Genomic DNA, 14,095 nt, shown 5'->3' with positions numbered 1-14,095 from the left:
TTCTTCCTTTGGTGCCTTGCTAATCAATATCAGAACTCAGATCTCAAAAATCAGGATCGACCTGAAAGCGCATCCGCTCACGGGTAACTGGATGCTGAAGCATCAATAAATCCGCATGCAGATGCAGGCGATTGGCGCGAGTGCCGTAGAGGTCGTCACCGACAATCGGGGTATTTAGCCCCTCTGAGTGGGCGCAGTGAACCCTGAGTTGATGGGTTCTGCCTGTTTTTGGATACAGATATATGCGGGCTGTAAGTGCCATTTCATCAAGTTGGCTCAATTCCCAATGGGTTTCGGCTGCTTTACCAAACTCATGGCAAACGAGTTGTCTCGGTCTATCGTCTAAATCACCACGCAAGGGTAAAGAGATGTGGCCCGTCGCCTGCTTATTTGCCATTACCGCAGGCATTCCCGCCAAAAGTGCTACATAACGTTTAGTCACAGTGCGCTGGATAAACTGTTTTTGCAGCTGTTTATGGGCATCTTTTGTCAGCGCGATCACCATTAATCCCGAGGTTGACATATCGAGCCTGTGGACGATTAGCGGCCCTGTGGCATGGGGAAAGGTTTGGCACATACGCGAATACACTGAGTCTTCAATTTCTTTGCCGGGCACGGATAAAAACTCGGCGGGTTTATTCACAATCGCCATCGCATCGTCTTGATAGAGGATGGCTAAGGTTTTGCCTTCGGCGGGGTTGGTAAGCAGAGGATTCTCATCAACCACGAGTCCTTCGAGCATATGTCCAAGAATAGGTTGGCATTTTCGCAGGCAGGCGGGATAAAACTGCTTATGCTGGCGGATTTCTGATTTTGGCGGCGCGCCCCACCAAAACTCGGCAATCGCCAATGGTTTAAGGTCATGTTTAAAGGCGTAATGTAACAACTTAGGCGCGGCACATTCGCCCGAGCCTGCGGGCGGGGTTAACTCAACCGTGCCATTAAATATGCCGTTCAGACTCTTTTCTGTGCCTTTAATATTGAGAAATCGATACTGCTCAAACAGCTTTTGCTGCAGCGCCGCCGAGAGCCGCTTACGCTGTTGTCGTAACGCATCGCGCTCATCTGTCAGTTGGCTTAGCGCTTGGCTGATGGTATGAATACGTTCATCCCAATAGCGTTTAATATCTCTTAACTGATTCTTTTCACTGATGCTTTCCTGGCTGAGCTTTGCTTCAGTTATTGCGTTTTCACGCAAGGTCTCATCAGTCGGATTGGCAGCCAATTGGGCTGCGAGTTGATTACGCTGCGCCTTGCGAGATTGGCGGCTATCGATCATCACTTGTCTGTGGGCGTCAAGTTCGGCTTGCGCTTGAGCTTGTTCAGTTTCTAGCTCGGTTGATAGCCTCGGAATGTCGGGATGGTTTTCTACTGCAAACAGCTGCTCGTTAATTTGGTTGATTTGCAGATTTTCGGCGTGGAAAAAATTGTCCTTAGCCAGCATATCAAACACAGGTGGAACAAAGCGTGGCCAATGGTTTTGCTCGGCTAATTTGCCCGAAAATGCAGATAAATAGCCGACTTCACCTTGTGGATTTTGTACCAGTAATACCCCGAACATCTTGCCAATGGCGCCAGTTAACTCACCCGTTAGGCCAAAGTTATGTTGCCAATCACTTTGAGTCTCAAGGTGTTGTTGTAATTCGTTGGCTGCAATCACGCACAGCGGATGTGGTTCGTAATAGAAAGGAAAGGTAAAACGCTGCGGCAGGGCATAGGCATCAATGGCTTGTGTGAAAGAGGTAAAGCAAGAAGGCTGAAGATGCATTGGTTTCTACTACTTTTGGGTTCTATTACTAATGGATTTTTGCTGCTGGAGTTTACTTAGATCACGCTCGAATTAAGCCACAGCTCGAAATCAATCGTCTTAATAAGCGCTCGCAATAAAAAGCTCTGAACAACTTGCCCGAAATTACGCTCAGACCACAGGGTTTGTTTTGCTTTGCTTGCAAAGTAAGGCCACAAGACAAGGGCGCTAGTTTACTCTGTCGGTTTGGGTGGGTCACTTTTTATTGGTAAAGGTTCTTGATGCTGTACTGTGTGCATTGAAAAAGGGAAATGGCGTTGAAGCGCATTTCCCTTTGATTTGTCGCTTGTGCTTGAAGCCAATTTTAAGCAGCTAAACCCGCTTAAAAGATGACCTTCACTTTGCTGGCGCTATCGAGTGCTTTGCTGACTGCGCTGTCGATATCGATATCACGGGCAAGCGCGACACCTAAGCGGCGGCGGCCATCAATATCGGGTTTGGCAAATATTCTCAGTTGAGTGTTGACCGCCTCTAATGCAGCGGCAATGCCTTGATAGCGGATATTACTTGAGGTGCCTTCGGCCAAAATCACCGCTGAGGCGCTTGGCCCATGCTGATGGATATTGGGGATTGGCAGACCAAGAATGGCTCTAACATGTAGGGCAAATTCCGATAAATCTTGGCTGATCAGTGTCACTAGGCCTGTGTCATGTGGCCTTGGCGAGACCTCAGAGAAATACACTTCATGGCCTTTAACAAACAGCTCTACGCCAAATAATCCATAACCGCCAAGGGCTTCGACGACTTTGCTCGCAATCGCTTGGGATTTTGCTAGGACTTCATCGGACATGGCTTGTGGCTGCCATGACTCACGGTAATCGCCATCTTCTTGTCTGTGGCCAATGGGCGCACAAAAATGAATGCCATTGACTGCGCTAATGGTTAACAGGGTGATTTCATAATCAAAGGGAATAAAACCTTCGACTATCACGCGCCCGCCGCCGGCGCGGCCACCTTCTTGGGCGTATTGCCATGCTTTATGGCTGAGGGCGATATCGCGAATAACGCTCTGACCTTTGCCCGATGAGCTCATGACTGGCTTAACCACACAGGGCACACCGATTTCGCTAATTGCTTGATTAAATTCGGTTTCAGTATCGCAGAAAAAATATGGAGAAGTGGGTAAACCTAAGGTCTCAGCGGCGAGGCGACGAATCCCTTCTCTGTCCATAGTGAGTTTAGTTGCCCGAGCTGTTGGGATGATATTCACCCCTTCGGCTTCCATGTCCACTAAGGTTTGGGTAGCGATGGCTTCAATCTCTGGGATAACTAAGTGCGGTTTTTCTAACTCGATAACTGCACGCAGGGCGTTGGCATCGAGCATATTGATCACATGGGAGCGATGCGCGACTTGCATGGCGGGGGCGTTGGCGTAACGGTCAACGCCAATCACTTCAACGCCTAAGCGTTGCAGTTCAATGGCCACTTCTTTGCCAAGTTCACCGCAGCCGAGCAACATGGCGCGACGTGCGCCCTCAGTGTAGGGAGTGCCTATCATGTGTGGGTACCTTTATGTTTGTAGGTGATGTTATATTTTGTTCTATATTATTTACCGCAATGCTTTGGCTGACATTTTTGTATGAAATGTTTTCGCCTCGTTTGGGTATTGTTATGCAGCCAGTTTACCCCAAACAGACCTTAGTCGCCCACGCTAAATCTGCTACTGTGCTTGGGATCACGGCTTTGGCGTTTTATTAATAATTAGTATTGGAAGCAGTATGTTAGTGCTGCTGAACAGATGAGTTTTGCGAGATAAATAAAAAAGGGATGTGAAAGACATGCAAGATATTCGCGATTTAACCTCAGTGCTGCGCTCCAATACGCCGATCGTAGTGATTGAAACCTATGAAGAATATCGCGTGGTCGAGTTACTTAAACGGGTCGCCAGTGTGCTTTATCAACCTGTGTTTACTTGGAGCATTACCCAAGGTTTAGCACGGGTCGATAAACCTATGGCGGCGCAAAAGTTTAATAGCGAACCCACAGATTTGCTTGGGCAAATTAAATCAACCTCGCAACAGGGGATTTATGTGCTGTGCGACTTTCATCCCTTTGTGATTGATGCGCCAAAGAATGTCCGTTTACTCAAAGAAATCGCCCTCGAATACGAGACACTGCAACACACATTAGTGCTAGTGAGCCATGCCTTTGATATCCCGCCCGAAATCAAACGTTATTGCGCCTATTTTCAATTAACCTTGCCAAGCACAGTGCAATTGCAAAACCTGATTTACCTTGAGGTCGATAAAATTCGTCACCAAGGCACGCCGTTATTGGTCGATGATACCGCTGTAGTCAAATTGGCAGAGAATCTGCGGGGCGTGACCTTAGACGATGCCCGCCGTCTGGTGCGCAAAGCCATAGTTGATGATGGTGCTATTACCTTGTCTGATATCGATGCCATCAATAAAGCCAAGTTTCAGTTACTCGACTTAAATGGCGTGCTGCAATTTGAATACGACACCAGTGATTTCTCGCAGGTCGCTGGGCTGCATAATCTTAAAAAATGGCTCAAGCAGCGCGCGCCCATAGCGGCTGTCAGCACCCTTGACCAAGCCGATAAGCCGACTTCTGTTCAGCACGCTAAAGCGCTCGATGCGCCCAAGGGGATTTTACTGCTCGGCGTACAAGGCAGTGGTAAGAGCCTCGCGGCTAAGGCAGTTGCGGGCGTTTGGCAACGACCTTTGCTCAGGCTCGATATGGCTGCCTTATATAACAAATACATAGGTGAAACCGAGAAGAACCTGCGAAATGCACTGGAGCTCGCCGACATGATGTCGCCCTGCGTGCTTTGGATTGATGAAATTGAAAAAGGCTTAAGCGGCAGTAGCAGCGATGAGGGCACCTCGACGCGTATTCTCGGCACCTTACTCACTTGGATGGCGGAGCGTAAATCTGAAGTGTTTGTGGTGGCTACCGCCAATGACATTCAAGCTCTGCCGCCAGAATTGATGCGAAAGGGCAGGATGGATGAAATCTTCTTTGTCGATTTACCCGACGAAGCCATACGCAAAGCCATCTTCTTAATCCACTGTCAGCGCCGTGGAATCGATGTGGCGAGCTTAGAGCTCGCCCAATTATCGGCCCGCAGCCAAGGATTTTCTGGCGCCGAAATCGAACAAGCGGTTATCGCTGCTATGTATACCGCAAGAAGCGTCGAGCGCAGTGTCGATCAAGTGTTACTACTTGAAGAGCTCAGCAAAACTCGGCCTTTATCTGTGGTCATGAGCGATAAAATCAATGCGCTACGACAATGGGCCGCAGGCCGAACCGTGAATGCCCATGAGTAAGATTTCTCTCTCAAGAGATATTGTTTTAAATTGTTACCATATTAAAAACTATAAAATAAGTACTTAAATCATTACTGCGTGGAAATAGAAGCTTTAGATTTATAAAGTTCAGTGTAACTCGAAGTTAAATGAAAGCTATGTAATGTTTTTCACTATTTTTGCTAAATATTAAAAACATATGAGAGGAGTTGTATTTTCATGACGCAATGATTTATATAAGGCTATTAGCCAACGTTGCTTAGATAACAAGTTTCTCTAAGGTGTGTATATCGTTTGATGCTATCTATGTGGAGGTTTTATTTGAAATCTTGGCTTAAAAACTATCAGATTAAAGAGCAAGAAATTAACTCAAGACAGAGGTTTGCTAACTTAAATTGGCCGATTGTTTGTGATGATCTTTTGTTATTCCTTAAATCCATATTTAAAGATAATCCTCAAGTGTTTCGTGATTTTTCAATATCTAAGACCAATGGTGATTGTGGAAATACTGGCTTTTGGGGGTTTGATTCGTTACAAATCATTCAAAATGACAAGTTTACTGGGACTGGTAGATGGACAATAAATAATGGGAAGAAGACATTGCAGCACGAAAAAGATTATGGAGTTTGCCTAGATATAAATCATTCAACTATAGGTACATTTCACGTATTCCTCAAACGACCAAAATGCGACATTTCAAAGCGAAAAAATCCCGATTTATTACTTTTTTATACAGATGACCCTCTGGAACTTACGCATAAAAAGGTTCTTGAATTCATAAAAACAATGCTTTTCTATGTTCATGCAACTAGTATTCGTCGAAAACTTTCGGTTTTAGATCGGTTGAAATTAGCATCGTTGGAATTAAGGAGCCATATAAGGCGGAAAAGCATGTCTAGTTACATGTATGAACTTATATCAAATAGCTTTTTAGCTTTCACTGCTGTAATTATAGGTGCAATATCTCTATATGTTGCTTATCTAACACTGTTAGCAACTATTAGTGCTATTAGCGGATGAAATATATAAACATAATATTCCATAATTCAACTCCGAAGTGCGGCACTCTTCAATTAAGCCGCTAGATGATTAATTATTTCTTCGGAGGGGATTGTGCCAAGATCTAGCTGACGGTTTGGCGGTATCTTGGGCTTTCTTGTTACCGCTTGCATCAAAAATTCAAAGTTGTCACTATCACCAAAAGCTGTCGCTACCACACCAAATGAGTACTTTGGTTTTTGGGTCGACAATCTCTCTCTGAATGGTTTGAATTTTGGCGGTATCACTGCCCAGTGATACCGCCAATGCTGCTGATTTCTATCAGAATGAAATTTAGATGTCGAAGGCGAGACTGCCCGGTGCCAGGAATGGCCAGCTTAGACGCGTTGGTGAGCTTTCACCTTGCGCCCCAAAGAAGTAACCGGTTCTTGGGGTGGCGTAAACCATACTGCCTTTTTGTAACCCGAGTTCATGCAGATTATGGTGGGTGAACTTGGCTTCCCACAGCTCTTCGCTATGCCAGCCGTGTGGGGCTAATTCCACTCTGACTTCGGCGCCAATGGGGGTCATGGCGACAATATCGAACGGCAAATTTGCCTGACTATTAGGCTTGTTTGACAGCGCTAATTCGTGACTTCGTACATAGAGCACGCCATCTTGCTGTAATGTTTGTTGTTCAGGAGGCGTCAAAAATGCTTGGCCATTTTCCCAACGCTTTTGTTGCCAACTGGCTTCAAAGACATTGACGTTACCGAGAAAATCAAACACAAAGCGACTATTGGGATGCGAGTATAACTCAGCAGGCGTATTGATCTGCTCGATATGACCATTGCTCATCACCACCACTCTATCGGAGAGTTCAAGCGCTTCATCTTGATCGTGGGTCACAAACACGCTGGTGAATTTCAATTCTTCATGTAGGCTGCGTAGCCAGCGGCGTAGTTCTTTACGCACTTTGGCATCCAAGGCACCAAAGGGTTCGTCGAGTAGCAAGACTTCGGGTTGCGTCGCGAGTGCACGGGCCAACGCAATTCGCTGTTTTTGTCCACCCGAGAGCTGTTCAGGATAGCGCTGTGCGAGATGGCCTAGTTGTACTATTTCAAGTAGTTGGGTCACGCGTTTACGTATTTCTGCCGCTGAAGGTTTTTGCTTTTTAGGCATAACTTCGAGTCCAAAGGCGACGTTATCGGCGACCGTCATATGACGAAACAGCGCATAGTTTTGAAACACAAAGCCCACTCGTCTTTCACGCACATGCACTTGGGTGACATCTCGGTCACCGAAATAAATGTTGCCGCTATCGGCTCCCTCGAGCCCAGCAATAATCCGCAATAACGTGGTTTTACCCGAACCAGAAGGCCCCAGCAGACCAATCATTTCCCCTTCTTGAATATCAAGATCCAGCGGGGAAAGCGCCTGAAACTTGCCAAATTTCTTGGAAATATTAGTAAGACGAATACTCATAATTGGCTCTGCTCTTTATTGTCATTGGCGGATAAACTGCGTTGTTGTCGCCATTCAACGACGGCTTTTAGCATTAGGGTCACTAGTGCAATCAGTGCGAGTAATGACGCGCTCGCGAAGGCAGCTTCGGCCTGATAATCTTCGTACAATAACTGCACATGTAAAGGTAAGGTATTGGTTTCGCCGCGAATGTTGCCAGAGACAACCGCGACGGCACCAAATTCGCCCACGGCTCTGGCATTGGTGAGGATCACACCGTAAATCAGTGCCCATTTGATATTAGGGAGCGTTACTCTGCGGAAGAGTTGCCACCATGAGGCGCCGAGGATCACTGCGGCTTCTTCTTCCGAGGCACCCTGTTGTTGCATTAATGGGATCAGTTCTCTGGCGACAAAGGGACAAGTGACAAAAATGGTGACTAACAGTATTCCCGGCCAAGCAAACATGATCTGCAGATCGTGCTCATATAGCCATTCACCCAGCCAACCACTGTTGCCATAGAGTAGTAAATAGAGCAAACCTGCGACGACGGGAGATACTGCAAACGGAATATCAATTAGCGTGATCAACAACTTGCGACCTGGGTATTCAAACCGAGTGACACTCCACGCCAGCATAATTCCGAACACTAAATTGATGGGGACAGTGAGCGCCGCAACCATCAGCGTCAAACCAATTGCATGCAGCGAATCTGGCTGACTTAAGTGGCCAATATAACGCTCCCAACCACCAACAAAAGCTTGTTGAAAAATACTCACCAGCGGCAATAGTAACAATAGCAAACCTAAGAACACGGCGAGTGTAATCAGGCTCCATTTGATAAGAGGGGCTTCACCGACACTTAAGGGCTTAAATGAGTTCATGTTTGCTCCTTATCGTCCATGAATGCGGCGCAGATAACGCGCCTGCCACAGGTTTATTAGCAGTAATAGCAGTAGCGAGGTCATCAGCACCACTGAGGCAATGGCACTGGCGCCGGCAAAATCAAACTCTTGTAGGCGGACAAAGATCATTAACGATGTGATTTCGCTGATATAGGGCATGTTGCCTGCGATAAATATAACGGCACCAAACTCACCTAGGCTACGGGTAAAAGACAGTGCTGTCCCGACCATTAAGGCTGGCCACAATGACGGCAAAATGATCCGCCAGAATACCGCGCGATCCGAGGCGCCAAGGGTCATGCCCGCTTCCTCTTCATCGTGGGATAACTCTTCGAGAACGGGTTGCACAGTACGCACCACAAAGGGAATACTGGTGAAAATCATCGCGACCACTATGCCCAGCGGGGTGTAGGCGACTTTTATACCCAGTTCTGCCAATACACTACCGATTTGGCCGTTTTCCGCATACAGGGTCGCTAAGGTGATACCTGCAACGGCAGTCGGCAACGCAAAGGGTAAATCCACCAATGCATCTAAGATGCGTTTGCCGGGGAATTCATAACGTACCAGCACCCATGCGAGTAACAATCCGAAAAGGCAGTTAAATAGCGATGCTGCGAGTGCAGATAGAATGGTAACTCGGTAACTCGCCAGCACCCGAGGATCTGTGATGACGCCCCAGTATTCGGACAAGCTCATTGAACTGGTCTGCATAATCAGCCCAGTGGTTGGCAATAATAGGATCAGGCTGACAAACAGTAGGGACACACCTAAGCTGATGGTAAAACCTGGAAGAACCCGCTTATGGCTTAAACGCCCGTTATTAAAAATCACAGAATAATCACCCGGTCAGGTTAATTGAATTAATCCAATACGCTGTATTTGCCGTCAGCGATCGGCTGTCTGAGTTAAAGACTATTGAAGTCGTCTTCGCTGCTTGAAAATCATCACTCGTCAATGCGCTAAAATTGCTTAACCCGGGACTGAGCCCGGGTTGCAATGTTAACCTTTTATAGCATCAAGCTGAAATTAGCGCTTGAGTAACTCATCGAGTTTTGCTCCGTTAGCAAACTGCGTTTTCATGGCATTATCCCAACCACCAATTATTTGCTCAACAGTCAGCAGGTCAACCGTTGGAAACTGCTTAGCGAACTCTGCCTGAACCTTTTCGTTATGTACACGATAGTTGAAACCGGCCAATAATCTTTGTGATTCTTCGCTGTAGAGATAATTCAAATACTCAGTCGCCAGCTCCTGTGTGCCGTTGCGCTTAGCGTTTTTCTCTACAACAGCGACGGGAAACTCAGCCAGAATCGATGTTTTTGGCACTATGACTTGGTAATCGTCCGCACCATATTGCTGACGGATATTGTTCACTTCCGATTCAAACGTAATCAGCACATCACCGATACCACGTTCTACAAACGAAGTGGTTGCACCACGACCGCCAGTATCAAATACGGCTACGTTGCCGAGGAATTTTTTCAGGAATTGATCCAGTGAAGCCTGATTATCCTTACCAAAGCTTTTTTGGGCATAACCTAATGCGGCTAAATAGGTGTAGCGCGCATTACCAGAGGTTTTTGGGTTAGGGAAGACCAGTTTAACGTCATCTCTTGCTAAATCGCCCCAGTCGCTGATCTGTTTTGGGTTACCTTTGCGTACCAAAAATGCGATGGTGGAATAGTAAGGTGAACTGGCGTTAGGCAGTAATTGTTGCCAATTTTCTGGGATCAATTTACCGCGGTCATGGAGTACCTGTACGTCTGTCACTTGGTTAAACGTCACCACATCTGCTGGCAATCCTTGCAGAATTGAGCGTGCCTGTGCCGATGATCCAGCATGGGATTGTTTAATCTCGACGGTTTTACCTGTTTTCTCTTGCCAATGTTTGGCGAAAACGGGGTTGTAGGCACTGAATAATTCCCGCGCGATATCGTAAGAAGAATTCAGCAGGGTTTGATCTGCGGCAGCCACATTGAGTGACGTTCCCAGAAAGAGCGTTCCCAGTAGGGCCTTTATCACTTTTATTTGCATTTGCTACTCCTTGAACTGGCAACTTTGTCAGCGTTATGACATATAGAGTAGTTGAAGTAATTATTTATAAGAAGTCAGTTAAATAGAACTTTTTTGAATAAGTATGAGCGATTTATTGTATGCCATAGATCATTTTCACTGTGTTTGTGCATGCTAACCCACTTAGAATAGGCTAACGCTTAGTTGTTTTATCAAGTAAAGGATAATCATAGTGTCTGACTTTCCGACAATTGAAGCCTGTATCGGGCAAACTCCGCTGGTTCGCTTGCAGCGGCTTAACTGTGGCACCTCAACTGTACTGTTAAAGTTGGAAGGTAATAACCCAGCGGGTTCAGTGAAGGATCGTGCAGCACTCAATATGATCATTCAGGCCGAACTGCGTCAAGAGATCCGCCCGGGTGATACGCTCATCGAGGCGACAAGTGGCAATACTGGGATTGCGCTAGCGATGGCGGCGGCGATCAAAGGATACAAGATGATCCTGATTATGCCCGAAAACTCGACCCAAGAGCGTAAGGATGCGATGCAAGCTTATGGCGCAGAACTCATGCTGGTGGATAACATGGAGACGGCGCGGGATTTGGCACTGCAGTTACAAACCGAAGGTAAAGGCAAGGTGCTGGATCAGTTTAATAATCAGGATAATGCGAATGCGCATTTCCTCACCACAGGTCCGGAAATCTGGCAACAGAGTCAAGGAAAAATCACTCACTTTGTCTCTAGCATGGGGACGACAGGCACCATAATGGGCGTGTCTAAATACCTTAAAAGCTGTAATCCTGACATCACGATTGTCGGCCTTCAGCCCGCCGATGGCAGTAGCATTCCAGGGATCCGCCGTTGGCCGCAGGCCTACTTGCCGGGGATTTTCGATGCATCCCGTGTTGATCTCGTGATGGATGTTGAAGAGCAAGACGCAAAAACGATGGCAAGAGCCTTAGCGCGCGAAGAAGGGATTTGTGCCGGCGTCAGCTCGGGTGGTGCAGTGTTTGCTGCGCTTGAGATAGCCAGACTGAATCCAGATTCAGTGGTCGTGGCGATTGTTTGTGATAGGGGCGATCGTTACCTTTCATCAGGGCTTTTCTCCTGAGTCTTAGATATTTTCGCCTAAGATATTTGACGACAAGCATTCTTCATTAGTAAAAATGGGCGTAATTCGCCCATTTTTATTGACTCTTCATGATCATTTTTTCGGTGGGAACTGCGCCAAAATCCGACTGACGGCTTTGGCGGTATCTTGGGCTTTCTCATTGCCGCCTGCATCGAAATCATAACTGTCGCTACCACGCCAAATGAGCGCTTTGGTCTTTGGGTCGACAATATCTATCTGAATAGTTTGAATTTTAGCGGTATCACTGCCCAGTGGTACCCCAACGCTGGTACCTATTCCAATGCCACCTGAACTCCCAAATGTGCCAGTACCTAATCCAATCGATAGCCCTGAATCTTTAGGTTTATCTTGGGTCAGTAGGGCGTAGGCGACGTTAAAGTCGGGGGCTTGGGTATTTTCGACAAAGCCTTTTTGAGTCAACTGGTTGTTGATTTCTACTTGAATACGCTGGGCGCTGAGTGGGTCGTCCGTTGGCTGTGGTGTTAGCTGGGTAAAGCTGTGCAGTGTGCTGAAGTCGTAATTGAGATCGTAATCGTTTTTCGGTTTACTGCTACAAGCGCTTAATAAGGCAACGGCGACGAGCAGACTGGCAAAGTGACGGTATCCCATGATAGTGCTCCAAGTTGTACAAACTCTGTTCAATGTGCCTTGATTAAGGTTGTTTCTGCAAGTACTTTAGATAAGTATGTTGTATTTGAATCGCTTTAAACGCCATTCGGCAGCTTCGTTTTGGGCACGGGTCGTTTAACCATGATTCATCTGAGCATGCTTCATTTGAGAACAGCTCATTTTGACAGAGGAATAGCGGCGGGTTATGGAACAGTTAGCCTTTTTTGAAATCCCCAGTCCCTGTATCGGTGTGTGTGCCACCGATGCGCGCGGTTACTGTAATGGTTGCCTGCGAAGCCGTGACGAAAGATTCAATTGGTTAACGTTTTCAGATGCGCAAAAGTACGATGTCATTCGGCTGTGCACTCAACGTAAACGCCGTCGCCAGTTGGCGATGATGAAAGCAAGGCAAGCACAAATTGAACAAGAAAGGGCGGCGTTAAATCCGCAGTTGAATTTTGAGCCTGAACCCGAAGCCGATCTGGATTTTGGTGGCTTCGAGCTAGACTAATATTTTGAATTGCAATTTAAATAGGCCAGTTAAATATTCTTGTTTAACTGACCAGTTTTACTGGCTTGTAGAATTAGCGCGTTAGATGAATAACAGAGCCGCAGTCGTTTAATCCGAATCCTTGTTACAGCTTGCGCTTCTTCGGCCAGATTAAATTAAATCGGGTATGTTGCTCATCGCTGGTGACGCTCACATTCCCTTGATGCCGTTGCATAATCCGTTTGATGATAGCAAGTCCCAAACCATGCCCCTTATTGCCATTTTGCACCGATTGGCTGCGATAAAAAGGCTCGAACACTTTAGGTAAATCCACCGCGGGGATAGCTTCGCCGTCGTTACTCACACTTAAATTAACCCTGTGCTGCGTTTGCTTAACCTCAATAATAATTTCAGTGCGGGCAAAGCGTTGGGCGTTGGTCAGTAAATTTTGCAGCGCACGTTCAATCAATGCCGGCTCTCCAAACAAGGGCAGTTTTTCGACTTCTGTCATAAGGGCAATAGGTGTTGGGCTCAAGGTTTCTAGGCGCTTAATGCTTTGATTGATGAGATTAATTAAATCGTACTCATCCAACTGGATACCTTCTCGCTGGGACTCTAAACTGGCGTAGGTCAGCAGTTCTTGGAGTAAGTCTTCCATTTCTTTGATATCGAGCTGCATCTCATCGAGAAAATCTTGGCGCTTTTGTTCGTCCGAATCGGGCTGACAATACATGGGCATGAGTGCAAGGGCGAATTTGAGTCTTGCCAGCGGCGTGCGGATCTCATGGGAGACCGCATTAGACAGGTGTTTCTGGTTCTCAATCAAGGCGCTGATATGTCGCGCCATTTCGTTAAAGGTATTGGCTAAGGGTTTGACCTGAGAGCGATTTGACAGGGTAATCCGCGTGTCCCATTTGGCTTCGCCAAACTCTTTAGTGGCCTTACGCAGTATGCTCAAATCCCGAGAAAGCGGGCCTACCCAAATCAACGCTACTAACGCAAGTGACAAATAGAAGAACAGGGTGAACAGGCTGCGAAGGTTGGCTCTAGGATCGATGTCCAGCGGCCCCGCCATTAAGACTTGATCGCCGACTCGGATAAATTGCAGCAGGTTATCGTCATTGGTCGTGGTGGTGAACACAGTACTGGTGCTGAGGGCTTGATTGTCAGCCAGCGCGACTTGATCGGCACTGAGCAATTGCAACGGCATCACAGGATTGGCTGGGATCGCCTCCAGATACCTTTGGCGGGTATCGGGAGGCAGTTCCGCTAACAATTGCGCCAAGGCCACTAATGGCGCATCGAGGGCGTTATTGTCATCCACATTTTTCTGCCACAGGCTGTCGAGTGTCCAGCCAATCCCAAGCACGCTGAGACTGAGTAGCAGATATAAACTGATAAAGAGACGTTTCACTGTATCTGTGC

General features: G+C 46.9%; 12 protein-coding genes and 1 pseudogene. 4 read left to right on the top strand and 9 right to left on the bottom strand.

Annotated elements, in window-relative coordinates; all coding sequences use genetic code 11:
* Positions 1 to 43: 43 nt before the first annotated feature.
* Both BM607_RS14325 and purT read right to left on the bottom strand, forming a co-directional pair.
* Positions 44 to 1,768: an RluA family pseudouridine synthase gene (locus BM607_RS14325; protein ID WP_071940201.1), complete on the bottom strand. Its 1,725-nt coding sequence runs from the start codon at positions 1,766 to 1,768 to the stop codon at positions 44 to 46.
* Positions 1,769 to 2,129: 361 nt separating this feature from the next.
* Positions 2,130 to 3,305 (bottom strand): formate-dependent phosphoribosylglycinamide formyltransferase, encoded by a 1,176-nt coding sequence (gene purT / locus BM607_RS14320; RefSeq protein ID WP_071940202.1) that lies wholly within the window; start codon positions 3,303 to 3,305, stop codon positions 2,130 to 2,132.
* 280 nt (positions 3,306 to 3,585) lie between these two features.
* On the opposite strand from purT, the gene BM607_RS14310 reads away from it, so the two are divergent.
* Complete coding sequence (locus BM607_RS14310) at positions 3,586 to 5,097, top strand: AAA family ATPase (protein ID WP_071940204.1); 1,512 nt, start codon at positions 3,586 to 3,588, stop codon at positions 5,095 to 5,097.
* A 300-nt stretch (positions 5,098 to 5,397) separates the two neighbouring features.
* Complete coding sequence (locus BM607_RS14305) at positions 5,398 to 6,096, top strand: hypothetical protein (protein WP_140393429.1); 699 nt, start codon at positions 5,398 to 5,400, stop codon at positions 6,094 to 6,096.
* Between the two features lie 103 nt (positions 6,097 to 6,199).
* Here BM607_RS14305 and BM607_RS22295 read toward each other — a convergent pair.
* The 5 genes and pseudogenes from BM607_RS22295 to cysP form a co-directional block, all read right to left on the bottom strand.
* Positions 6,200 to 6,384, bottom strand: a pseudogene (locus BM607_RS22295) (hypothetical protein); the annotation flags it as partial.
* A 24-nt stretch (positions 6,385 to 6,408) separates the two neighbouring features.
* On the bottom strand, positions 6,409 to 7,539 hold the full coding sequence (locus BM607_RS14300; protein WP_006085800.1) for a sulfate/molybdate ABC transporter ATP-binding protein: 1,131 nt from the start codon (positions 7,537 to 7,539) through the stop codon (positions 6,409 to 6,411).
* Positions 7,536 to 8,402, bottom strand: a complete 867-nt coding sequence (gene cysW, locus BM607_RS14295) for a sulfate ABC transporter permease subunit CysW (protein ID WP_071940206.1) — start codon at positions 8,400 to 8,402, stop codon at positions 7,536 to 7,538. Before cysW ends, BM607_RS14300 begins: the two co-directional genes overlap by 4 nt.
* A 9-nt stretch (positions 8,403 to 8,411) precedes the next feature.
* On the bottom strand, positions 8,412 to 9,257 hold the full coding sequence (gene cysT, locus BM607_RS14290) for a sulfate/thiosulfate ABC transporter permease CysT (protein ID WP_071940207.1): 846 nt from the start codon (positions 9,255 to 9,257) through the stop codon (positions 8,412 to 8,414).
* 195 nt (positions 9,258 to 9,452) lie between these two features.
* Positions 9,453 to 10,460 carry a thiosulfate ABC transporter substrate-binding protein CysP gene (gene cysP / locus BM607_RS14285; protein ID WP_006085798.1) on the bottom strand — a complete coding sequence of 336 codons (1,008 nt, stop codon included), beginning with the start codon at positions 10,458 to 10,460 and terminating at the stop codon, positions 9,453 to 9,455.
* Positions 10,461 to 10,668: 208 nt separating this feature from the next.
* Between cysP and cysM the strand changes: the two genes are divergently transcribed.
* The gene (gene cysM, locus BM607_RS14280; protein WP_310795110.1) at positions 10,669 to 11,550 is read left to right on the top strand and encodes a cysteine synthase CysM; all 882 of its coding nucleotides are present in this window, start codon (positions 10,669 to 10,671) and stop codon (positions 11,548 to 11,550) included.
* A 93-nt stretch (positions 11,551 to 11,643) separates the two neighbouring features.
* On the opposite strand, the gene BM607_RS14275 is transcribed toward cysM, so the two are convergent.
* Positions 11,644 to 12,180: a DUF4136 domain-containing protein gene (locus tag BM607_RS14275; protein ID WP_071940209.1), complete on the bottom strand. Its 537-nt coding sequence runs from the start codon at positions 12,178 to 12,180 to the stop codon at positions 11,644 to 11,646.
* 205 nt (positions 12,181 to 12,385) lie between these two features.
* Here BM607_RS14275 and BM607_RS14270 point away from each other — a divergent pair, with 205 nt between their 5' ends.
* Entirely contained in the window at positions 12,386 to 12,691 is a 306-nt protein-coding gene (locus BM607_RS14270; RefSeq protein ID WP_071940210.1) for a DUF1289 domain-containing protein, read from the top strand.
* 124 nt (positions 12,692 to 12,815) lie between these two features.
* On the opposite strand, the gene BM607_RS14265 is transcribed toward BM607_RS14270, so the two are convergent.
* Positions 12,816 to 14,084: an ATP-binding protein gene (locus BM607_RS14265; RefSeq protein WP_071940211.1), complete on the bottom strand. Its 1,269-nt coding sequence runs from the start codon at positions 14,082 to 14,084 to the stop codon at positions 12,816 to 12,818.
* Positions 14,085 to 14,095: the final 11 nt, after the last annotated feature.

The organism is Shewanella sp. SACH (genome assembly GCF_001887095.2).
Lineage (GTDB): Bacteria > Pseudomonadota > Gammaproteobacteria > Enterobacterales > Shewanellaceae > Shewanella > Shewanella baltica.
Note: the sequence above shows the minus strand (reverse complement) of the source record. Positions and strands in the feature narration are given on the sequence as shown.

Excerpts from the sequence above, each read along its gene's own strand:
- BM607_RS14325 (WP_071940201.1), bottom strand. The coding sequence starts at position 1,768 with ATGCATCTTCAGCCTTCTTGCTTTACCTCTTTCACACAAGCCATTGAT.
- purT (WP_071940202.1), bottom strand. The coding sequence starts at position 3,305 with ATGATAGGCACTCCCTACACTGAGGGCGCACGTCGCGCCATGTTGCTC.
- BM607_RS14310 (WP_071940204.1), top strand. The coding sequence starts at position 3,586 with ATGCAAGATATTCGCGATTTAACCTCAGTGCTGCGCTCCAATACGCCG.
- BM607_RS14300 (WP_006085800.1), bottom strand. The coding sequence starts at position 7,539 with ATGAGTATTCGTCTTACTAATATTTCCAAGAAATTTGGCAAGTTTCAG.
- cysW (WP_071940206.1), bottom strand. The coding sequence starts at position 8,402 with ATGAACTCATTTAAGCCCTTAAGTGTCGGTGAAGCCCCTCTTATCAAA.
- cysP (WP_006085798.1), bottom strand. The coding sequence starts at position 10,460 with ATGCAAATAAAAGTGATAAAGGCCCTACTGGGAACGCTCTTTCTGGGA.
- BM607_RS14275 (WP_071940209.1), bottom strand. The coding sequence starts at position 12,180 with ATGGGATACCGTCACTTTGCCAGTCTGCTCGTCGCCGTTGCCTTATTA.
- BM607_RS14270 (WP_071940210.1), top strand. The coding sequence starts at position 12,386 with ATGGAACAGTTAGCCTTTTTTGAAATCCCCAGTCCCTGTATCGGTGTG.